The 20,362-nt window shown below is 67.5% G+C and carries 24 protein-coding genes; 15 read left to right on the forward strand and 9 right to left on the reverse strand.

Annotated elements, in window-relative coordinates; genetic code table 11:
- Nucleotide 1: 1 nt before the first annotated feature.
- From rlmH to E7T10_RS00530, 5 genes are all read right to left on the reverse strand, one after another.
- Nucleotides 2–466, reverse strand: coding sequence for a 23S rRNA (pseudouridine(1915)-N(3))-methyltransferase RlmH (rlmH, locus tag E7T10_RS00510; RefSeq protein WP_137720287.1), 465 nt, complete (start codon nucleotides 464–466; stop codon nucleotides 2–4).
- 4 nt (nucleotides 467–470) lie between these two features.
- The gene (rsfS, locus tag E7T10_RS00515; protein WP_082064315.1) at nucleotides 471–905 is read right to left on the reverse strand and encodes a ribosome silencing factor; all 435 of its coding nucleotides are present in this window, start codon (nucleotides 903–905) and stop codon (nucleotides 471–473) included.
- Nucleotides 906–1,049: 144 nt separating this feature from the next.
- On the reverse strand, nucleotides 1,050–1,772 hold the full coding sequence (locus E7T10_RS00520) for a nicotinate-nucleotide adenylyltransferase (RefSeq protein ID WP_246846065.1): 723 nt from the start codon (nucleotides 1,770–1,772) through the stop codon (nucleotides 1,050–1,052).
- Between the two features lie 22 nt (nucleotides 1,773–1,794).
- Entirely contained in the window at nucleotides 1,795–2,685 is an 891-nt protein-coding gene (locus tag E7T10_RS00525; RefSeq protein ID WP_210416187.1) for an alpha/beta fold hydrolase, read from the reverse strand.
- A gap of 2 nt (nucleotides 2,686–2,687) precedes the next feature.
- Nucleotides 2,688–3,176, reverse strand: coding sequence for a Fur family transcriptional regulator (locus E7T10_RS00530; protein WP_137720290.1), 489 nt, complete (start codon nucleotides 3,174–3,176; stop codon nucleotides 2,688–2,690).
- A 118-nt stretch (nucleotides 3,177–3,294) separates the two neighbouring features.
- Here E7T10_RS00530 and E7T10_RS00535 point away from each other — a divergent pair, with 118 nt between their 5' ends.
- On the forward strand, nucleotides 3,295–4,077 hold the full coding sequence (locus E7T10_RS00535) for a SapC family protein (protein ID WP_045809526.1): 783 nt from the start codon (nucleotides 3,295–3,297) through the stop codon (nucleotides 4,075–4,077).
- 61 nt (nucleotides 4,078–4,138) lie between these two features.
- Here the strand turns inward: E7T10_RS00535 and E7T10_RS00540 are convergent, their stop codons facing one another.
- From E7T10_RS00540 to E7T10_RS00550, 3 genes are all read right to left on the reverse strand, one after another.
- Nucleotides 4,139–4,546, reverse strand: coding sequence for an acyl dehydratase (locus E7T10_RS00540; RefSeq protein WP_017505512.1), 408 nt, complete (start codon nucleotides 4,544–4,546; stop codon nucleotides 4,139–4,141).
- Between the two features lie 15 nt (nucleotides 4,547–4,561).
- Nucleotides 4,562–5,593: an NADP-dependent oxidoreductase gene (locus E7T10_RS00545; RefSeq protein WP_137720291.1), complete on the reverse strand. Its 1,032-nt coding sequence runs from the start codon at nucleotides 5,591–5,593 to the stop codon at nucleotides 4,562–4,564.
- A gap of 337 nt (nucleotides 5,594–5,930) precedes the next feature.
- Nucleotides 5,931–6,725, reverse strand: a complete 795-nt coding sequence (locus tag E7T10_RS00550) for a response regulator (RefSeq protein WP_026108480.1) — start codon at nucleotides 6,723–6,725, stop codon at nucleotides 5,931–5,933.
- A 201-nt stretch (nucleotides 6,726–6,926) separates the two neighbouring features.
- Here E7T10_RS00550 and E7T10_RS00555 point away from each other — a divergent pair, with 201 nt between their 5' ends.
- The 6 genes from E7T10_RS00555 (at nucleotide 6,927) to obgE (ending at nucleotide 12,367) form a co-directional block, all read left to right on the forward strand.
- Nucleotides 6,927–7,127: a NepR family anti-sigma factor gene (locus E7T10_RS00555; protein ID WP_112862830.1), complete on the forward strand. Its 201-nt coding sequence runs from the start codon at nucleotides 6,927–6,929 to the stop codon at nucleotides 7,125–7,127.
- Nucleotides 7,124–7,735 carry a sigma-70 family RNA polymerase sigma factor gene (locus tag E7T10_RS00560; RefSeq protein WP_017505508.1) on the forward strand — a complete coding sequence of 204 codons (612 nt, stop codon included), beginning with the start codon at nucleotides 7,124–7,126 and terminating at the stop codon, nucleotides 7,733–7,735. The genes E7T10_RS00555 and E7T10_RS00560 overlap by 4 nt, the downstream gene beginning before the upstream one ends.
- Nucleotides 7,736–7,837: 102 nt before the next feature.
- Nucleotides 7,838–9,532, forward strand: coding sequence for a sensor histidine kinase (locus E7T10_RS00565; protein ID WP_137720292.1), 1,695 nt, complete (start codon nucleotides 7,838–7,840; stop codon nucleotides 9,530–9,532).
- Nucleotides 9,533–9,582: 50 nt separating this feature from the next.
- Nucleotides 9,583–9,720, forward strand: coding sequence for an entericidin A/B family lipoprotein (locus E7T10_RS00570; RefSeq protein ID WP_017505506.1), 138 nt, complete (start codon nucleotides 9,583–9,585; stop codon nucleotides 9,718–9,720).
- A gap of 93 nt (nucleotides 9,721–9,813) precedes the next feature.
- On the forward strand, nucleotides 9,814–11,268 hold the full coding sequence (locus E7T10_RS00575; RefSeq protein WP_137720293.1) for an NAD-dependent succinate-semialdehyde dehydrogenase: 1,455 nt from the start codon (nucleotides 9,814–9,816) through the stop codon (nucleotides 11,266–11,268).
- 52 nt (nucleotides 11,269–11,320) lie between these two features.
- Nucleotides 11,321–12,367 carry a GTPase ObgE gene (gene obgE / locus E7T10_RS00580; RefSeq protein WP_055754561.1) on the forward strand — a complete coding sequence of 349 codons (1,047 nt, stop codon included), beginning with the start codon at nucleotides 11,321–11,323 and terminating at the stop codon, nucleotides 12,365–12,367.
- Here obgE and E7T10_RS00585 read toward each other — a convergent pair whose 3' ends face one another.
- Entirely contained in the window at nucleotides 12,368–13,501 is a 1,134-nt protein-coding gene (locus E7T10_RS00585; RefSeq protein ID WP_137720294.1) for an AI-2E family transporter, read from the reverse strand.
- A gap of 98 nt (nucleotides 13,502–13,599) precedes the next feature.
- On the opposite strand from E7T10_RS00585, the gene E7T10_RS00590 reads away from it, so the two are divergent.
- The 8 genes from E7T10_RS00590 to ybeY are packed head-to-tail and all read left to right on the forward strand — an operon-like array spanning nucleotide 13,600 to nucleotide 20,361.
- Nucleotides 13,600–15,162, forward strand: coding sequence for a helicase HerA-like domain-containing protein (locus E7T10_RS00590; protein WP_137720295.1), 1,563 nt, complete (start codon nucleotides 13,600–13,602; stop codon nucleotides 15,160–15,162).
- A 49-nt stretch (nucleotides 15,163–15,211) separates the two neighbouring features.
- Nucleotides 15,212–15,772, forward strand: coding sequence for a NifU family protein (locus tag E7T10_RS00595; protein WP_055808867.1), 561 nt, complete (start codon nucleotides 15,212–15,214; stop codon nucleotides 15,770–15,772).
- Nucleotides 15,773–15,818: 46 nt separating this feature from the next.
- Nucleotides 15,819–16,499 (forward strand): tRNA (adenosine(37)-N6)-threonylcarbamoyltransferase complex dimerization subunit type 1 TsaB, encoded by a 681-nt coding sequence (gene tsaB, locus E7T10_RS00600; protein WP_137720296.1) that lies wholly within the window; start codon nucleotides 15,819–15,821, stop codon nucleotides 16,497–16,499.
- Complete coding sequence (locus E7T10_RS00605; RefSeq protein WP_137720297.1) at nucleotides 16,496–16,939, forward strand: GNAT family N-acetyltransferase; 444 nt, start codon at nucleotides 16,496–16,498, stop codon at nucleotides 16,937–16,939. Before tsaB ends, E7T10_RS00605 begins: the two co-directional genes overlap by 4 nt.
- 27 nt (nucleotides 16,940–16,966) lie before the next feature.
- Nucleotides 16,967–17,452 (forward strand): Fur family transcriptional regulator, encoded by a 486-nt coding sequence (locus E7T10_RS00610; RefSeq protein ID WP_017505496.1) that lies wholly within the window; start codon nucleotides 16,967–16,969, stop codon nucleotides 17,450–17,452.
- Between the two features lie 43 nt (nucleotides 17,453–17,495).
- Nucleotides 17,496–18,932 carry a tRNA (N6-isopentenyl adenosine(37)-C2)-methylthiotransferase MiaB gene (miaB, locus tag E7T10_RS00615; RefSeq protein WP_246846066.1) on the forward strand — a complete coding sequence of 479 codons (1,437 nt, stop codon included), beginning with the start codon at nucleotides 17,496–17,498 and terminating at the stop codon, nucleotides 18,930–18,932.
- Nucleotides 18,932–19,918: a PhoH family protein gene (locus tag E7T10_RS00620; RefSeq protein WP_137720298.1), complete on the forward strand. Its 987-nt coding sequence runs from the start codon at nucleotides 18,932–18,934 to the stop codon at nucleotides 19,916–19,918. Before miaB ends, E7T10_RS00620 begins: the two co-directional genes overlap by 1 nt.
- A complete protein-coding gene (ybeY, locus tag E7T10_RS00625; protein ID WP_137720299.1) occupies nucleotides 19,915–20,361 on the forward strand; it encodes an rRNA maturation RNase YbeY in 447 nt (148 codons plus the stop codon). The genes E7T10_RS00620 and ybeY overlap by 4 nt, the downstream gene beginning before the upstream one ends.
- Nucleotide 20,362: the final 1 nt, after the last annotated feature.

Raw genomic sequence — 20,362 nt, forward strand, 5'->3', positions numbered from 1 at the left:
GTCAGTCGCGATGATAGGGCGATCCGGCCAGGATGGTCACGGCCCGATACAACTGTTCGGACAGCATGGCGCGCGCCAGGGCATGGGGCCAGGTCTGGGGACCGAAGGCCAGGGTCGAGGACGCGGCCTCGCGCACGCTGGCGTCCAGCCCGTCCGCTCCGCCGATGGCGAAGACCAGACGGCGCTCGCCCTGATCCCTCAGTTTGGCGATGTGGTCGGCGAAGGCGCGCGAGGAATAGGTCTTGCCGCGCTCGTCGCAGGCGATCAGGTGCGATCCTTCGGCGGCCGCGAGGATCAACTCGGCCTCCGGCGCCTTGCCGGGTCTGCGGGCTTCCAGATCGATCAGTTCGAGGGGACCGAGGCCAAGCGCGCGTCCCGACAGGGTGGCGCGCTTGGCGTAGTCGTCGGCGAGCGTCGCTTCAGGCCCCCGGCCCGGTCGGCCGATGGCGACGATGCTCAGCTTCATGGTGTCAGTCGCGGACCATGCGGTGGGCGGAATCGACCGCCCAGATCTTTTCGATGTTGTAGAAGGTGCGGACTTCCGGGCGGAACAGGTGCACGATCACATCGCCGGCGTCGATCAGAACCCAGTCGCAGTGCGGCAGGCCCTCGACCTTGGCCTTGCCCAGCCCCTGTTCTTTGAGCGTGCGCAGCAGGTGGTCGGCGATGGCGCCGACGTGACGGTGCGAACGACCGGACGCCACGATCATGGTGTCGGCCATGGCGCTTTTGCCCTTCAGGTCGATCAGGACCATGTCCTGGGCCTTGTCCTCGTCGAGGCGGCTCAGCAGGGCTTCTTCCAGCGGCGTGGAGCCGACGGGGCGGGGAGCGGAATCGTCGAAGCCGCGCGGGGAGGCGTCGGATTCAAAGCCGTCTTCGGAATGGAGAGGTTCGATAGGGTCCATCTCGTGCGCCGTATTCGAAACGGCGGCGTCTTGCGTATCATACGCGGGCGAGGGGGTCAGCGGAGGGCTCCGGGAGCGTTGACTAAAGAAGCCCTCTAGCACGGATGGGCCGCAACGTGAACCGCCGCCCGAATCATCCGGCGATCACGAGGTCGCGCGCTCGCCTTTTCCGGTCCTGATCGCCGTGGACGACAGGGGGTTGAGCGGCGCCGTCAGATAGGTCCAGGCGGGCGCCTGAAGCGTCGGCAGAAGCCCCGCCTGCTGGGCCGGAATGCGGAAACCGGCGAAGCGGGCGGCGGCGGGCGCCGTGCGGCTGTCCAGCAGCGAACCCGGCCGGGCGATGACCGCCACCGGCATCAGCCGCATGATGTCGGTCCAGCCTCGCCAGCGGTGGAAGCTGGCCAGATTGTCCGACCCCATCAGCCAGACGAAATGCACGCCGGGATGCCGCGCGACCAGAAGGCGCAGGGTGTCCACGGTCCAGGCGACGCCGGCCCGACTCTCGAAGTCCGAGACGATCATCGACGGACCGCGTGCGTGCTGGCGCGCCGAGGCCATGCGGTCCTTCAGCGGCGCGCTGTGACGGGCATCCTTCAACGGGTTCTGCGGCGAGACCAGCCAGACGACCCGGTCGAGATCCAGACGTCGCATGGCGGTCTCGGCGACATGGGCGTGACCGTCGTGGGCGGGATTGAAGGAGCCGCCGAACAGGCCGACCTTCATGCCTGGAGCGAGGATCAAGCCGTCGCGTAGCGCCCCGGAGCGGGGGCCGGCGCCTTTGGGCGCGGGACCGGCGTGGAAGAAGGACAAGCGGCGTCTCGGGCGGCGGGCGTTGTGCTCAGCGGCGCCCTTATAGCGCGCGCCCATGCTCCGCCTACAGAATTCGTTCTCAGACGGCGGCGTCGAACAGGGCGTCGCGCGCCACGTCGGCATGGGTCATGGGGAACAGGTGTCCGCCGCCGGACACGACCTCGACCGAGACATTGGGCAGGCCACGGGGCTGGATCGGCACATGGGTCAGGGCGCCATGCTCGGCTTTGAGGATGCGAACCGGTCCGGGATAGCGTTTCATGGCCCGCCACGGATCGTGCGCCTGGGCTGCGTAGTTGGCCGCCTCCCAGGCCGGCGCGGCGGTCAGGCTGAATCCGCCGTCGCCTTCGTTCAAACCTTCGGAAAGATAGTCGGCCAGGACCATATCGGGCCAACCCTTGAACGCGCCGCGCCCGCGATAGGCGGCCATGGCCTGTTCGCGGCTGTCGAACTGGCTGCGACGGCGCAGGGTAGCCTTGGCGATAGGGATCGCCTTCATCAGCTTGTGGGCGAAGGGCAGGTTGAAGGCGAAGACCGCCGAGCGTTTCCAGATCACCGGATCGAACAGCACCAGGCTGGACACCCGATCCGGCCGGACGGCGGCCGCCAGAAGCGAGGCCGTGCCGCCCATCGAATGGCCGGCCATGACCACGGGCGGGCCGTCGATGGCCTCCAGCAGCGCCAGCAGGTCGTCGCGGTGGTCCAGCCAGCTGGTCTTGGGCCTCGCGAAGGTCGGCAAGGCCGATCGGCCATGCCCTCGCAGATCCGGCGCCCAGATCCGCAAGGACGCCGACAACGGCGACAACAGGCTGCGATAGGTGGCGGCGTTGAAGCCGTTGGCGTGAGAGAAGATCAGGTCGACCGGCCGGTTCGGATCGCCGAAATCCAGCACGGCCATCGCGCCGGCGCCCCAGCGATTGTCGATCGGCACGGACAGGCGACGCGGTGGGGACATCAACGCCGCATCCATGGTCATGCGACGTCGCGACAGGCGGCGCAGCGACCGTGCGCCTCGATCGTCGTGCGGGCGATGGCGTAGCCGGCGGCGGATGCGGCGGCGTTCATGGCGCTCTGGTCCGGGCCGCTGACCTCGCGCGTCGCGCCGCAGCAGTCGCAGATCAAAAAGGCGGCCGCGTGGGCGGCCTCGCCGTCGTCGGTGCAGGCGACATAGGCGCTGATCGAGGCGATGCGGTGGACCATGCCCAGCCGTTCCAGAAACTCCAGCGCGCGATAGACGGTCGGCGGCTTGGCGGCCTGGCCGTCTTCGCCGAAGCGCGCGATCAGATCGTAGGCCTTCACCGGCTCGCCGCTTTCCAGCAGCAGCGCCAGGACGCGCCGACGCTGGGCGGTCATCCGCTCGCCCTGCTGGACCGCGCGCGCCTCGGCCGCCGCCAAGGCGCGGTCCAGCGCCCCGCCGTTCAGGCCGGAGTGGTCATGGTCATGATCGCAGGCGAAACCCATACGCCACAGCTAATGGCTGGCGATCCCCACTGCAACCGACGCATCGCGGGTTTGCCGGTTGCGCGGCGTTGGGCTAGAAGGCCCGCCTTCCGATCTTTAACCAGAGCGTCCTCGCTTCATGACCGACACGAACAATTCGCCGCTTGAAGGCAACGTCCTCTTCTACACCAACCCCGAACCGCTGGATCAGAGCGTCCACGGCGGCTTGGGCGTGAACCCGAGCGACAAGCCCTACGCCTTCGTGGCCCAGACCAATATCGTGCCGCTGACGGTCACCGAATTCTCGGCCGCCGCCCTGTCTTACCCGATCATCTTCACCGGCGAGAACCGCCAGCCGGTGGCCGTGATGGGCCTGAGCTCCAACGAAAACCTGTTCGTCGCGCCGGACGGCGAGTTCCGCGCCGACGCCTATGTGCCGGCCTATGTGCGCCGCTATCCGTTCGTCTTCGCCGACGACAAGCAGAACCAGCGCCTGATCCTGTGCATCGACCGCGGCGCCTCGATCGTCGCCGAGGGCGGCCAGAACCCGCTGTTCGTCGACGGCCAGCCCAGCGACTACACGAATATGGCGATGGAGTTCTGCAACAACTTCGAACAGGAGCGCCAGCGCACCGAGGGCTTCGTCGCTCTGGTCAAGGATCTGGACCTGCTGGACATCCGCGAAGCCCACTTCACGCCGCGCAATCCCGACGGCACGCCGGGTCAGCCGCAGAAGCTGGCCGAATACTATGCGGTGTCGGAAGACAAGCTGCGCGCCCTGCCCGCCGAGAAGCTGGTCGAGCTGCGCGACAACGGCGCCCTGGGCCAGATCTACGCCCACCTGGTGTCGCTGGTCGGTTGGGATCGCCTGATCGCCATGGCCGTGATGCGTCAGGCCCAGGCCCCGACGTCGGTCAACTAGGATCCGGTCTGTCGAAGATCGATCAACGCCCCGCCGGTTCGCCGGCGGGGCGTTTTTCGTTTCAGCGGCGCGAGAACAGCGCGCGCGTCAGGCAGGAAAAGACCAGACGCCCGGCCTCGTCCAGCAGGTCATGCGAGGCGATGACGATGCCCTTGTCGTCGCCGACCGGGTCCTTGCCCATCACTGTCATGCGACCCCGCAAGAGTTCGCCGGCCGGCGGATTGCGCATGTAACGCAGCCCATCGACGGCCAGGACCTTGGTCTGGGCCCAGCCGCCGGACTTGTCGGCCGCCAGTCGACTCCACAGCACATAGACCATGGCGTCCGGTGCGCCGTAGGCCACGTCCCAGCCCGGCGAGAACCGCTCGATGAAGACGTCCAGCGCCCCCTGATCGACCGCACAGGCGCCCAGCGGCACAACCTGCCCCACCTCCAGGTCTTCGAAATGGACGTGCAGCGGATCGCTCATGCGCAGACCTTGGGTTCAGGCGGGTTCTTCGGAAACGCGAACCAGCAGCTTGCCGTCGTGATCGCCGGTGAACAAGCGATTCAACGAGCCTACCGCGCCTTCCAGCCCGTCGTCGACGTGAACCTTCCATTTCACCCGGCCGTCCGCCAGCCACGGGCCCATTTCCGCGACCATCTCGCGAGCGCGAGGGGCGTAGTCCAGAACCAGGAAGCCCTGGACGTGCAAGCGATGGGTGATGATGCGCGCGAAGTTCGGCGACGGCGGCGCCTTGGTCGCATTGTAGGAGGACACAAGGCCGCAGACCGCCATCCGGCCATGGACCTTCAGCCGGTTGAACACCGCGATCATGATGTCGCCGCCGACATTCTCGAAGTTCAGATCGACGCCGTCGGGGGCCAGACGATCCAGCGCCTCGCCGACATCCTCGTTCTTGTAATCGATGGCCGCGTCGAAGCCGAGTTCGTCGGTCAGCCAGGCGCACTTCTGCGGGCCGCCCGCGATGCCGATGACGCGGCAGCCGCGCTGTTTGGCGATCTGCCCCGCGACGGAGCCGACCGCGCCGGCGGCCGCCGAGATGACGATGGTCTCGCCTTCCTTGGCCTTCAGCACGTCGGTGACGCCGAAATAGGCGGTCAGGCCGGTCATGCCAAGCACCGACATATTCGCGGTCAGCGGCAAACCGGGCGCACGATGCACCGGACGCAGGCCGCTTTCCGGCACGACCGCATAGTCGGCCCAGCCGCCCGAGGTCGGCATGACGACATCGCCTGTTTTGAAGCGGCTGGATCGCGAGGCTTCGACCACGCCCAGCGTCAGGCCGCGCATGACCTCGCCCAGGCCGACCGGCGGCAGATAACCCTCGGAATCGTTCATCCAGGTGCGATTGGTCGGGTCCAGCGACAGATAGACGGTGCGGACCAGCACCTCGTTCTCCTTCAGATCAGGGATGGCCGTCTCGACCAGTTCCAGATCGCCGGGCTGGATCAGGCCCTTGGGTCGCTGGCGCAGCACCCATTGACGGTTCGTCTTGCCGCTTGTCGAAGCCATTAGCGTCTCTCCGTGCGTTTTCTTTGACCACCATCTTGGCCGCGACGGCGGCTTCGGTCGAGGTGCGCGCCAAGAAAAAAGCGACCCTTTCGGATCGCTTTGAAGTGGCATCATCGAGAATGAGGCGCGGAGGCGGCATGATCAGCTTTCGCAGATCAAGTCGGGGGGCGTCGCCGCCTCCACGGACCGATAACGGCGGCGCCCGAAGCCGGTTCCCGTTCTCGATCGCTTTTTTTGCGCTTTCGTACTTTGGCCCATCAATGCCGGCGCAAACCAAAGAAAAGGCCTCGATCCCGAGGGACCGAGGCCGATCTTGTCGTCAACGAAAGATCGCGTTTTAAGCGGCTTCCTTCTGGCGCGACGGGTGGAAGAACAGCGCCTGGCTGATCGCCGCCTTCACCGTTTCCGGCTGGAAGGGCTTGGTGATCAGGAATGTCGGTTCGGGACGCTCGCCGGTCAACAGACGCTCCGGGAAGGCGGTGATGAAGATCACCGGCACGTCCATGGTCTTCAGGATATCCTTGACCGCATCAATGCCCGACGAGCCGTCGGCCAGCTGGATGTCAGCCAGTACCAGACCCGGCTTGTGGCGGGCGACGGCGTCGATCGCCTCGTCGTGCGTCGTGGCGGTGCCGGTGACGCGGTGACCCAGTTCCGTGACCAGGCTCTGGATGTCGGCCGAAATGATGGCCTCGTCCTCGATGACCAGAACATCGGTGGCCAGTTCGGCGTCGATGTCGGCTTGGGCGTCGGCGATCAGACGTTCCACGTCGCGCGGATCGGCGGACAGGATTTGCGCGGCTTCCGAGGGGGTGAAGCCTTCAAGCGCGGTCAGCAGGAAGGCCTGACGCGAGCGCGGGGCGATACGCAGCAGACGCTGCGAGGCGTCGCTGCCCGTGGTTTCCAGCGTGCCAGTTTCCAGCTGCGCGCCGGTCGAGGACCAGATCGCGTGGAAGACATGATAAAGAGCGACCCGCGGCGTCATGTCAGCCGACAGCTGCTGCTCGCCGGCGGCCAGGGCCTCCAGAGCGACGCGGACATAGTTGTCGCCGGTAGATTGATCGCCGGTCAGGGCGCGTGCGTAACGGCGCACATAAGGAAGGTGCGGCGCGAGTCTGGCCAGAAGGCTCATTCAGATAGTCCCCGACAAATCACAGCCCGGCCGGCAAGGCGGGGCGCTACATCAGCCCTAAACGTCACATTCGCATCACGGTTCCGCCGTGGCGAACAAGCTTTAGCATTAAAAGACGTCCATGCAGGAACCCGGCCGGTCTGATGACGTTTGAGACCGACATCTTCTCGCGATGACAGTTGGGTGGGCTTGGCTCTGTCTATGATCGATTCTCCGGACTCCTCTCGTCCCAAAGGCGAACAGAAGGGGGAGGCAGGGCTTGAAGAAGCTCGCCTTCGCCAACAGGCCATTGGCGTCAAGCTGCGGCACATGTTCGACGAGGTCGTCAACGAACCCGTGCCCGATGAGTTTCTCGATATCCTGAAACGCGCCGACGCCAAGTCTTCGGACAGCGCCGCATGAGCACCTCACGCCTGGGCGCCGCCCCCAAACCCGCGTCGGCCGACGACGAGGGCTTCAAGCGCGAACTGGTCCTGCTGATCCCGCATCTGCGCGCCTTCGCCCGGACCTTGACCGGCGACCCGACCGCCGCCGACGATCTGGCGCAGGACGCCATGATGAAGGCCTGGGATGCGCGCGCCAGCTATCAGATGGGCACGAACATGAAGGCCTGGACCTTCATGATCCTGCGCAACCAGTTCTATTCCGAAAAGCGCCGCTCGTGGCGCCAGTCGCAGCTGGATCAGGAGGCCGCCGAGCGGACCCTGGTCGCCGTGGACGATCCCGAGGCGCCCGTCGCTCTGGACGAACTGCGTCAGGCTCTGAAGACCCTGCCCGAAGAGCAACGCGAAGCCTTGATTCTGGTCGGCGCCGGCGGCTTCGCCTATGAAGAAGCAGCCGAAATCTGCGGCTGCGCCGTCGGCACGGTGAAGAGCCGCGTCAGCCGCGCACGCCGGGCCTTGCAAGCCACGCTGGAGCGGGGCGGTTACGGCCGCGACGGTGAAGCGGCCGGCGACGCCATGCGCACGATCTTGGGCGAGGCCGACAGGCTGGCCGGCGCCCGGAGCTAAGCGGCGGTGAACGAGACGAGCAGGGAGGCCTCCAGGTCGCGGCTCGGTCGCACGTGGAAATCGGATCGCTTTCAGGGCATCCGGTTTCGACTGGGTGCGGCCATGGCCATGGCCCTGCTGCCGATCTTCGTTCTCAGCCTGATCCAGACCCAGGCGGACTTCCAAAGACAGGCCGACGACCGGCAGGTCGACCTTCAACTGGCGGCCGAACGCAGCGCCTCCAGCGCCAAGGCCAAGCTGGACAGCGCCCAGGTGCTGTTGCGCGCGCTCAGCCCCGATGCGGTCGGCCCCTATTGCGCACCGCGCCTGACGGCGCTGGTCGGACGTCTGGAAGGTTACGAGGGTCTGTATCGCATCAGCCCGACGGGCGAGGCGGTGTGCGCCTCGGGCCGGGCGGACGGCGTGAGATCCGGCGTGGCGCCCGCCGCCCAGGCGACCTGGTTCCAGCGGTTGCGCAATGGCGAAGAACTGGTCGTCATGCGCGCCCCCGATGGCGCCGGCTATGAAGGCGCGCTGATCGTGGCCACCCGCGCCGAGCGCCCGATGGGCCGTTTCGACGGCGCCATGGTCGCCGTGATCCCCTTCTCCGCCCTGCAACCCGATGTGGCCGACCCCGCCCTGCCCTCGGACGCGGAAGCGGTATTGACCGACGGCGCCGGCCGCATTCTGACGGCCAGCGATCCCGACGTCTTCAAACTGTCGGCCGGCGACGACATCGCCGGCTGGGTCGGCCGAGCGCGCGATCAAGGGTCCGCCGTGTTCGAAGCGAAGGATGCGCAGAATCAGCGCCGCGACTATGCGGGCGCGGCCCTGGCCGGCGGCGATCTTTACGCCCTGTTGTCAGCCCCGGCGCCCGGCTGGCTGTCATGGGCGCGGCTCAATCCGATCGGCACCCTGCTGCTGCCGCTGGGCGCTTGGTTGACGGCGTTCGCGGCGGTGATGCTGCTGTCCGAACGCATCTTCATCCGCTGGCTGGACTATCTGGAGCGGGTCGCGGCCATCTACGCCAAGGGTCGGTTCTCGGTGCGTCCGCTGCAGGCGATGAACGCCCCGTCGGAAATCCGCACCATGGCGCGCACCCTGGACGAGATGGCCGAGGCTATCACCCTGCGCGACCGCGAGCTGACGGACGCCTTGATGGAAAAGGACGCGCTGATGCGCGAAATCCATCACCGGGTGAAGAACAACCTTCAGATCATCTCCTCCCTGCTGTCGATGCAGCAGCGCGCGCTAACCGATGCACCGGCCAAGGCGGCGCTGGGTGATACGCGCCAGCGCATCTCGGCCTTGGCCCTGATCTACCGCACCCTTTATCAGAGCAACGACATCCGCCACGCCGATGCGCGCGAGTTTCTGAACGAACTGGTGGGACAGCTGATCGCAAGCGAAGCCGGGCGCGGACCGGTGGTCATCAGCTCGGTGGACGCCGATTCCCTGCATGTCGATCCCGACAAGCTGGCGCCCCTGGCGCTGTGGCTTGTCGAAGCGGTCAGCAATGCGCAGAAACACGCCTTCGCCCACAGCGGCGGCGAGCTGAAGGTGCGCTTCCGCGTCCAGGGCGAGACATCGGTTCTGGAAGTCGAAGACAATGGCCCAGGCGCCCAGGCCGGCGCCGAGGTCGGGGTGGGCCGCACCCTGATGAGCGCCTTCGCCAAACAGCTGCGCGGCGAGACCGAGTTCGCCGCCCCGCCCGGCGGCGGCACCATCGCCCGCATGATCTTCGCCACCCCCGAAGCACTCGCGCCCGTCGATCCGGCGGACAAGACGCCCGGAACCGCAGCGCTGGCGTCGCGTTGATGAGCCGAGACCGGCGGAGTTTCACCCCGGCCAACCCTGGAGCTTCCCCTATGCGCAAGATTTTCGTTCTGGTCGCCGCCGCCGCCGCCCTGACCACCGCCGCCTGCAACACTGTCGAAGGCGTGGGCCGCGACACCCAGGCCGCCGGCCAGGCCGTGACCGGCGCCGCTCAAGACGCCAAGAACTAATCGACGGCTGCAGCCCAGGCTGAAGCATTCGACCGGCAAGGCCCCGCATCGTCGGGGCCTTGTTCGTTTCAGGACCGCGATAGGAGCCATCCCGTGAACCACACCGCCCGCGACGCCGGCCTCAAACTCTTGCGCCAGCACGCCCTGATCGCCGGCAAGGCCGTACCCGCCAACGGCGGCGGCATCGCCGTCGATGATCCGGCGACCGGCGATGTGATCGGCCACGTCCCCGATCTGGGCGCCGACGAGACCGAACAGGCCATCGCGGCGGCGAGCGAGACGTTCAAGACCTGGTCGCGATCCGACCCGCACGCGCGCGCCGCCTTCCTGCGCAAATGGGCGGCGCTGATCGACGACAACCTGGAGGGTCTTGGCGCCCTGATGGCGCTGGAGAACGGCAAGCCGTTCGAGGAGGCCAAGGGCGAGGTCACCTACGCCAACGGCTTCTTGAAATGGTTCGCGGGCCAAGCCGAGCGGCTGATCGGCGAGACCCAGGACAGTCCGCTGGGCCATCTGATCCTGACCTATCGCGAGGCTGTCGGACCCTGCGCCCTGATCACGCCCTGGAACTTCCCCGCCGCCATGCTGACGCGAAAGCTGGGGCCGGCGTTCGCGGCAGGCTGCACCGCCGTGGTCAAGCCGGCCAGCCAGACGCCCTTCACCGCCATCGCCCTGGCCGAACTGGCCTATGAAGCGGGCCTGCCGAAAGGCGCCCTGTCGATCGTCACCGGGGACGCCGCCACCATCGGCAAGGCGCTGACCGACAGCCCGGACATCCGCAAACTGTCCTTCACCGGCTCGACCGGGGTAGGCCGCAAACTGGCCGAGCAGTGCGCGGGAACGCTGAAGCGGGTGTCGATGGAGCTGGGCGGCGCGGCGCCGCTGATCGTCTTCGCCGACGCCGATCTGGATCTGGCCGTGGCGGAGACCATCAAGGGCAAGTTCAGGAACTCGGGCCAGACCTGCGTCTGTCCGAACCGCGTCTATGTCGAGCGGTCGGTCGCCGAGACCTATGCCGAGAAACTGGCCGCCGAGGTGGCCAAGATCGTGGTCGGTCCCGCCTTCGACGACGGCGTGAAGGTCGGGCCGCTGATCGAGGACAAGGCCATCGACAAGGTCGAAAAGCATGTGGCGGCGATCAAGGCCGACGGCGGACGCGTGCTGACCGGCGGCTCGCGCCACGATCTGGGCGGCCGCTTCTTCCAGCCGACCGTCACCTTGGGCGGAAATGATGAACTGTTCCGTGAGGAAGAGACGTTTGGCCCCATGATCCCCGTCTTCGCCTTCGACACCGAGGACGAGGCGCTGGAGAAGGCCAACGCCAGCGACTATGGCCTCGCCTCCTATCTGTTCACGCGCGATCTGGACCGGGCCATGCGGTTCAGCCGTCGGATTGAGGCGGGGATGTGCGGGGTCAACACCGGCCTGATCTCCACCGCTGTCGCCCCGTTCGGCGGGGTCAAGCAGTCGGGCTATGGCCGCGAAGGCTCGATCCACGGCATCGACGAATATGTGGACGTCAAGACGGTGACGCTGGCGCTGAAATAGCGCCGGGTCGCCGGGCCTGTAATTCGCCGCGCTTCTGCGGCATAAGCCCGCGATGAAGTTCCTCGACCAGGCCAAGATCTATATCCGCTCCGGCAACGGCGGCGCGGGCTCCGTTTCGTTTCGACGCGAGAAATTCATCCCGAACGGCGGCCCGGACGGCGGCGACGGCGGCAAGGGCGGGGATGTCTGGATCGAGGCGGTCGAGGGTCTGAACACCCTGATCGACTATCGCTATCAGCAGCATTTCAAGGCCCAGACCGGCCACCACGGCCAGGGGCGCCAGATGCACGGCGGCAAGGGCGAGGACGTGCATCTGAAGGTCCCCGTCGGCACCCAGGTGCTGGACGAGGACAAGGAAACGGTCCTGCTAGACATGGACACGCCCGGCAAGATGGAGCTGTTGCTGAAGGGCGGCAACGGCGGCTGGGGCAATGTGCGCTTCAAGGGGCCGACCAACCAGGCGCCGACCTACGCCAACCCCGGCCAGGACGGTCAGGAACGCTGGATCTGGCTGCGGCTGAAGCTGATCGCCGACATCGGTCTGGCGGGTTTGCCCAATGCCGGAAAGTCGACCTTTCTGTCGGCCGCTAGCGCCGCCAAGCCCAAGATCGCCGACTATCCGTTCACCACCCTGGCGCCGAACCTGGGGATGGTGGACCTGTCGCCGTCAGAGCGGTTCGTCATCGCCGACATTCCTGGCCTGATCGAGGGCGCCAGCGAGGGCGCGGGCCTCGGCACGCGGTTCCTGGGCCATGTCGAACGCTCGGCCAGCCTGATCCACCTGATCGACGGCACGCAGGACGATGTCGTCGAGGCCTACCGCATCATTCGGGGCGAACTGGAGGCCTATGGCGAGGGTCTGGCGGACAAGGCCGAAATCCTGGCCCTGAACAAGATCGACGCCCTGACGCCGGAGGCGCGCGAGGAGAAGGCCGCCGAACTGGAGGCTGTCGCCGGTCGCCGTCCCATGCTGGTGTCCGGCGTGTCGGGAGAGGGCGTGCCCGCCTTGCTGCGCGCCGCCTGGGCCGAGGTGAAGAAGACGCGCGGCGCCCTGGCCGGCGATAGCGACGCGGACCAGATCAGCGGTTGGCAGCCCTGATCAAGCCTCCGTTGCGGGTTCCGGTTCGGGCTTGCGGCGGGTCGGCTTCGGTTTGTCGGTCGTCTTGCCCTCGTTCGCATAGGGCTCGCCGTCGCCCGACAGCAGGATCGCCATCCAGCGCGAACCCTTGAACTCGGCCAGGATCGCCATGGCCATGACCGCCAGCGGCGTCGACAGGAACATGCCGACCACGCCCCACAGCTTGCCCCAGAAGGCCAGGGCCAGCAGCACCACGACTGGGTCGATGTTCTGGTTGTCGCCCTGCATGCGCGGCTGGATGAAGTTGCCGACGACGAACAGGATCACCTGCAACCCGACCAGCAGGATGGCGGCGGGCCAATAGCTTTCGAACTGGACCAGGGCGAACAGCGGCGGGGCCAGACCGGCCACCGCCCCGCCCAGAACAGGGATGAAGCCGACGATGAAGATCACGAAGGTCCAGAACTCGGCGTTCTGAAGCCCGACGGCCCGCATCAGGATCCAGGCGACGACGCAGATCATCGCGCCGGTCACCGACTGCACCCAGATATAGCCCTCTACCCCGCCGCGTACGCGCTGGAACACCGCGACCGCCTCGTCGCGCTGGGCCTCGGACGGGAACATGGCGACGATTTTGCGCCGGAAGCCGACCTGAGAGGCCAGCAGAAAGCCCAGATAGATCAGGACGAAGAAGGCGCCCGAGGCGATGCCCTGCACCTGGAACGCCATGGATGTCAGCCAGCCGCGCACATCGACGCCGCTGATCAGATCCTGCGCCGTCGGCGGATTGGCCAAGCGCACCAGCCCATAGGCGTCGCGAATGATCTGATCGATGCGCGGGCCGATGTTGGCCGACACGCCGGACGCCTCGCCGAAGAAGCCCGCCGCCCCGTTCACGATGATGGCGATGGAGGCGAAGAAGGCCAGCACCACCAGCGTCAGGGCCGCGATCCCGGCCATGCGGCTGTTCAATGGCGTGCGCGCCTCGACCGACCGCTTCACCCCGTCGATCATGATCAAGAGAAAGATGGCCATCGCCAGCGGCGTCAGGATGTCGCGCAGCCAGTAGATCGCCGCCCCGGCCGCGACCGTGGCGATGACGCCGAGGGCATTGCGAGCGGCGACCGAGGATGGCGTGGCGATGGGGTTTTTCATGAGCATGTTGTCGAACCGCCCGCCGTCGCCGTCAATCGCTGTTCCGAGCGCGCGGGGAACGCGCTAGACCTTTGCCGGAGACGCCATCGGAGACCCCAATGCCCGACGCCCTGCCCGGCCTGTTCCTCGGCCAGTCCGACGCCGCCCAGCCGGAAAATCTGCTGTTCAACCGCGCCAACCGTCACGGCGTCGTCGCCGGCGCGACCGGCACCGGCAAGACGGTCACGTTGCAGATCATGGCCCAGGGCTTTTCCGACGCCGGGGTGCCGGTCTTCTGCGCCGATGTGAAGGGCGACCTGTCGGGCATCTCTCAGGTCGGCGCGCCGAATGAGAAGCTGATCGCCCGCGCAGCCGAGATGGGCCTGACCCTGACGCCGCGCGCCGCCCCGACCGTCTTCTGGGACCTGTATGGCCAGAAGGGGCATCCGATCCGCACCACGGTGTCCGAGATCGGTCCGGTGCTGATGGCGCGGATGCTGAACCTGAACGAGGTGCAGGAGGGCGTGCTGACCGTCGTCTTCCACGTCGCGGACAAGGAAGGTCTGCTGCTGCTGGACCTCGACGACCTGAGGAGCCTGCTGGTCTATGTCGGCGAGAACGCCGAACGGATCGGGCGCGAGGTCGGCAATGTCGCCCCCGCCTCCATCGCCGCCATCCAGCGCGCGCTGTTGCAGGTCGAGCAGCAGGGCGGCGACGCCTTCTTCGGCGAACCGGTGCTGAAGCTGGAAGACATGATCCGCGTCGGCCTGGACGGCCGGGGCCAGGTCAATGTCCTGGATTCGACCCGGCTGATGAACAGCCCGCGCCTGTACGCGGCCTTCCTGCTGTGGCTGCTGTCGGAGCTGTTCGAACAGCTTCCCGAGGTGGGCGATCCGGAAAAGCCGCGCCTGGTCTTCTTCTTCGACGAGGCGCATCTGCTGTTCAACGACGCCCCCCGCGCCCTGCTGGAAAAGGTCGAACAGGTCGTGCGCCTGATCCGGTCAAAAGGCGTCGGGGTCTATTTCGTGACGCAAAACCCGGCCGATATTCCCGACAGCGTCCTGGCCCAGCTGGGCAACCGCATTCAGCACGCGCTTCGCGCCTATACGCCGTCGGAACAGAAGGGGCTGAGGGCGGCCTCGCAGAGTTTCCGCGCCAACGCCGCCTTCGACACGGCCGAGGCCATTCAGGCTCTGGGCGTGGGCGAGGCCCTGGTGTCGGTGCTGGACGAAAAGGGCGCGCCGACCATCGTGGCCCGCACCAAGATTCGCCCGCCGGCCTCGCGCCTGGGTCCGGCGACCGATACGGAGCGCGCCGCCGTCATGGCCGCCAGTCCGGTGCGGGGCCTTTACGAGCAGGTGCTGAACCGCGAATCCGCCGCCGAAATCCTGGCCAACCGCCACAGCGCCGCCGATCAGGCTGAAGTTCAGGCCAAGGCGCAGGCCGAGGCCGACAAGGCCGCCGCCGCTCAGGCCAAGGCCGATCAGAAGGCCGCCGAGGCGCGGGCGAAGGCTCAGGCTCAGGCCGAAGCGCGGGCGGCGCGCGAGGCCGCAAGGCCGGCGCGTCGGTCCACCCGCGAAACCCCGGTCGAGGCGCTGACCAAGTCGGTCCTGCGCACCGCTGGGTCGACCCTGACCCGCGAGCTGATGCGCGGTCTGCTGGGCGGGCTGAAGCGGCGCTAGGTTCCACTCGGGTCTTGCAACGGGGCGGGGGCGAGCGCATCTCCCGCCCATGTTCATCCAGACCGAACCCACGCCCAATCCGAACGTGCTGAAGTTCCTGCCCGGCCGCGACGTGTCGCCGACCGCCGCGCTGGAATATCGCACCATCGACGAGGCGACGGCCTCTCCGCTGGCGGAGGCCTTGTTCGAACTAGAAGGCGTCGACGGCGTCTTCTTCGGCGCGGACTATGTTTCGGTGACCCGCCAGCCTCAGGGTCCGGAATGGTCGGAGATGAAGGCGCCGATCCTGGGCGTCGTCATGGATCACTTCGTCTCGGGTCAGGCGCTGACGCGCGGCGCCGGCGGCGAAACCGACGGCCATGCCGAGGACGACAGCGAGATCGTCGCCGAAATCAAGGCCCTGCTGGACAGCCGCATTCGTCCCGCCGTGGCCCAGGACGGCGGCGACATCCTGTTTGATTCTTTCGACGAGGCGACGGGCGTGCTTAACCTGCGGATGCGCGGCGCCTGCGCCGGCTGCCCGTCGTCGTCGGCGACCTTGAAGGCCGGGGTCGAGCAGATGATGCGCCACTATGTCCCCGAAGTGACGCGGGTCGAGCAGACCCTCTGATCCGGACGCGGTGGCGGTTCTGCGACGCGCCGCCTAGAAGACGCCCATGAGACTTCTGGTGATCGATACGGCGCTCGGCGCCTGCACGGCGGCGGTGTTCGAGGACGATCGCGCGGTCGCCGTGCGCTTCGAGCCGATGACCAAGGGACATCAGGAACGGATCGGCGGCCTGGTGCGCGACGTCATGGCCGAGGCGGGCGGCGGTTTCGATAGCCTGGACCGGATCGGCGTCACGGTCGGGCCGGGCTCGTTCACCGGTCTGCGCGTCGGCCTGGCCTTTGCCCAGGGTCTGGGCGCGGCGCTGGATCGGCGGGTCGTCGGTCTTTCGGCGCTGGACGCGCTCGCCGCCTCGCTCACCGATCAAGATGGTCCCATCGCAGCCCTGATCGATGCGCGGCGCGGTCAGGTCTATGCGCGCCTCTTCGCCGACGGCGGGCCGCTTGGCCCCGATGAAGCGTTATCGGTGGAAGAGGCCGCGCGGCGGATCACCGACATCGGACCGGGCGTCGCTTTGGTCGGCAATGGCGCGGCGGTCGTGACCCAGGCCTTTCCCGACCTGCCCTTCGCCCATCTGGACGATCGGGTCGCAGCGTCTCCGGGGGCGCTGGCCCGCCTGGCCGCCGCCGCAGATCCGGCGACCCATCCGCCCCGTCCGCTCTATCTGCGTGCGCCCGACGCCACGCCGCCCAGCCGCCTGCCGGGTCAGCCGCGCCAGCCCGCGCCATGACGGCGGTGAACCCCGCCTCACTCGCCGCCTTGCACGCCCAGGCCTTCGCCGCGCCGTGGGGGGCCGACACCTTCGCCGATCTGCTGTCGCAGCCGGGCGTGCTGGCGGTCAGCGAGCCCGACGGCTTCATCCTGATCCGGACCGTGGTCGACGAGGCGGAAATCCTGACCCTGGCCGTGGTCCCGTCCGCGCGTCGCCGCGGACTGGGGCGACGTCTGGTCGAGGCGGCGGCCCTCGCTGCGGTCCAGGCCGGCGCGACGCGGCTGTTCCTGGAGGTCGCCGACGACAATATCGCCGCGCGCAGCCTGTATGAGCAGACCGGGTTCGATCCGATCGGTCGCCGCAAAGCCTATTATGCGGGCGCCGACGGATCGCGGACCGATGCGGTGGTGATGAGCCGCGACCTCTGTGCGCCTAACGCCAACCTGACGCTTCCCTGATGCGATCCAAGCCCCTATTCTAGGCGCATGGACCGGATCGAAAAACTCTGCGCCGAGCGCGGCATGCGTATGACCGAACAGCGCCGGGTGATCGCCCGGGTGCTGTCCAACGCCGCGGACCACCCGGATGTGGAAGAGCTGTATCGCCGCGCCTCGGCCATCGATCCGCACATCTCCATCGCCACCGTCTATCGCACCGTGCGCCTGTTCGAAGAGGCGGGCGTGGTCGAGAAGCATGATTTCGGCGACGGCCGCAGCCGCTATGAAGAGGCCGGCGACGATCACCACGACCACCTGATCGACACCAAGTCGGGCGAGGTGATCGAATTCTTCGACGCCGAGATCGAGCGGCTGAAGAACGAGATCGCGGAACGGCTGGGCTTCCAGCTGATCGGCCACAAGCTGGAGCTCTACGGCGTTGCGATCGAGGGCGCCGAACCGTCCAAGCGCGAAGGCCTGATCTTCACCCGCCATGCGGCGCGGGTCGATCCCGCCGATGTAGATGCGGGCTGACGCTCGGCTTGTCGCGACGCTTGCGGGCGATCATAAGCCCACGATGACCGAGACCCTGGTTCCTCAAGTCGAGACGGCGCCCGAAAAGCGTCTGTTCATCAAGACCTACGGCTGTCAGATGAACGTCTATGACAGCGAGCGCATGGCCGATGTGCTGCGCCCGCTGGGTTATGGCGTCACCGACGACGTGAAGGCCGCCGACTTCGTCATCCTGAACACCTGCCACATCCGCGAAAAGGCGGCCGAGAAGATCTATTCCGAGCTCGGCAAGCTGCGCGAGATGCGCGACATCCGGCGCGAAACTGGCGGGGACCTGACCATCGCCGTCGCCGGCTGCGTCGCCCAGGCCGAGGGCGAGGAGATCATGCGGCGTCAACCGGCCGTCGACATCGTCGTTGGTCCCCAGGCCTATCACCAGCTGCCCGAGCTTCTGACCCGCACGGCGCGGGCGCGGGGCGAGCGGATCGGCGCCGACTTCGCTCCCGACGACAAGTTCGACGCCCTGCCCGCGGCCCGCTTCACCGAGGGGCCGACCGCCTTCCTGACGGTGCAGGAGGGTTGCGACAAGTTCTGCACCTTCTGCGTCGTGCCCTATACACGCGGCGCCGAATGGTCGCGGCCGATGGCGGCGGTGCTGGAAGAGGCGAGACAACTGGCGGATCGGGGCGTGCGCGAGGTCACCCTGCTGGGCCAGAACGTCAACGCCTATGACGGCGAGCGGCCGGACGGGCGCAAGGCGACCCTGGCCGAACTGGCCTATGCCCTGGCCGAGATCCCCGGCCTGGACCGCATTCGCTATACGACCAGCCATCCCAACGACATGGCCGATGAGTTGATCGCCGCGCATGGCGATCTGGACGCCCTGATGCCCTATCTGCACCTTCCGGTTCAGGCGGGGTCGGATCGCATTTTGCGGGCAATGAACCGCAAGCACGGGCGTCAGAAATATTTCGACCTGATCGACCGAATCCGCGCTGCACGGCCCGATATCGCCATTGCGGGCGATTTCATCGTCGGCTTCCCCGGTGAGACGGATCGGGAGTTCGAGGACACGCTGGATCTGGTGCGGCGCGTGAACTACGCCGGCGCCTTCGCCTTCGCCTATTCGCCGCGACCGGGCACGCCGGCGGCGGGCATGGGCAAACAGGTCGAGCCGGAAATCGTCAAGGACCGACTGCATCGCCTGATCGGCCTGCTGACGGAACAGCAGACCGCCTTCAACGCGGCGCAGGTGGGCCGGACGCTGAACGTGCTGTTCGACAAGCCGGGACGGCATGGCCACCGTCGCCAAGCGATCGGTCGATCCCCATATCTTCAATCGGTCCACGTCGATGACGCGGATCATCTGATCGGGCAGATCGTTCCGGTCGAGATCATCGCCGGCCAGCAGAACAGTCTGTCAGGCCGGCTCTTAGCAGACGGGCTCAGGCAGCCGGGTCCCGCAGGCTCGGCGACAGCCCAAAAAGAAAAGGCCGCTTGATGGCGCGTGAGTCTGAATTCGTCCCCTTGAACGATGCCGAACTGCGGGCGGTCATCGGGCCGAACAGTCGCCACGTCGCCCTGATCGAGGACGCCTTCAAGGTGCTGGTCGAGGCCCCGGGCGGCGGGGTCTCCGTCAATGGCGGCGCCCGCGACCGCACGGACGCCCGCCAGGTGATCGAGGATCTGGCCAAGCGCGCGGCCCTGGGCGCGGAAGTCACCGAGGCCGACGTGCGCGCGGCCTTGGGACAGGCGCGCGGCGGTCGCGGCACGCCGGGCATGGCGGCGGCGGGCGTGTCGCTGCCGGGCGGCAAGCGCGGCGCCATCGTGCCCAAGACCAAGGCGCAGGCCGCCTATCTGGACATGCTGGGCCGGTGCGAACTGAGCTTCGGCGTCGGCCCGGCGGGCACCGGCAAGACCTTTTTGGCGGCGGCCTATGGCGCATCGCTGCTGCGGCGGGGGCAGGTGGACCGGCTGGTCATCACCCGCCCGGCGGTCGAGGCGGGCGAGAAGCTGGGCTTCCTGCCCGGCGACCTGAACGAAAAGGTCGATCCCTATCTGGCGCCGATCTGGGAGGCGCTGAACGACATTCTGGGCGCCGAGGACGTGCAGCGTCGCCGCGACAAGGGCGAGATCGAAGCCGCCCCCATCGCCTTCATGCGCGGCCGCACGCTCAGCCATGCCTTCGTCATCGTCGATGAAGCCCAGAACACCAGCCGCCTGCAGATGAAGATGGTGCTGACGCGCCTGGGCGAGGGCGCGCGGATGGTGGTGACGGGCGACCCGTCGCAGATCGACCTGCTGAACCCGCGCGATTCCGGTCTGGCCCACGCCCTGCGCATCCTGGACGGGGTCCAGGGCGTCGGCATCCTGAAGTTCGAGGCGTCCGACGTGGTGCGTCACGCCATGGTCGAGCGGATCGTGCGCGCCTATGACGCCGACGCCGCGCGCGGACGCCCCGCCTCGGACCTCGAAGACCCCGCATGATCGAGATTGAAGTCGAGGCCGAGGCCTGGACCGGCGCCCTGCCGGACGCCGAGGCCGTCGTCGAACGCGCGGCGCAGGCCGCGCTTGGCACGGTGGAGGGCGACATCGTCGTCCTGCTGACCGATGACGCCGCCGTGCGCGAACTGAACGGTCGGTTTCGCGACAAGGACAAGCCGACCAATGTCCTGTCCTTCCCGGCGCCGGAAAACGCCTTTCCGCATCTGGGCGACATCGTCCTGGCTTACGGCGTCTGCGCGACCGAGGCCGAGGCGCAGGGCAAGACCCTGGCCGATCATCTGAGCCATCTGGTCGTCCACGGCGTGCTGCACCTCTTGGGCCGCGACCACGATGACGACGCCGAGGCCGAGGAGATGGAGGCCGAAGAGCGCGACATCCTGGCCCAGATCGGCGTCGCCGACCCCTATCTCACCGAGCAGGACTGAC

This window comes from Brevundimonas sp. SGAir0440 (assembly GCF_005484585.1).
Classification (GTDB): Bacteria; Pseudomonadota; Alphaproteobacteria; order Caulobacterales; family Caulobacteraceae; genus Brevundimonas.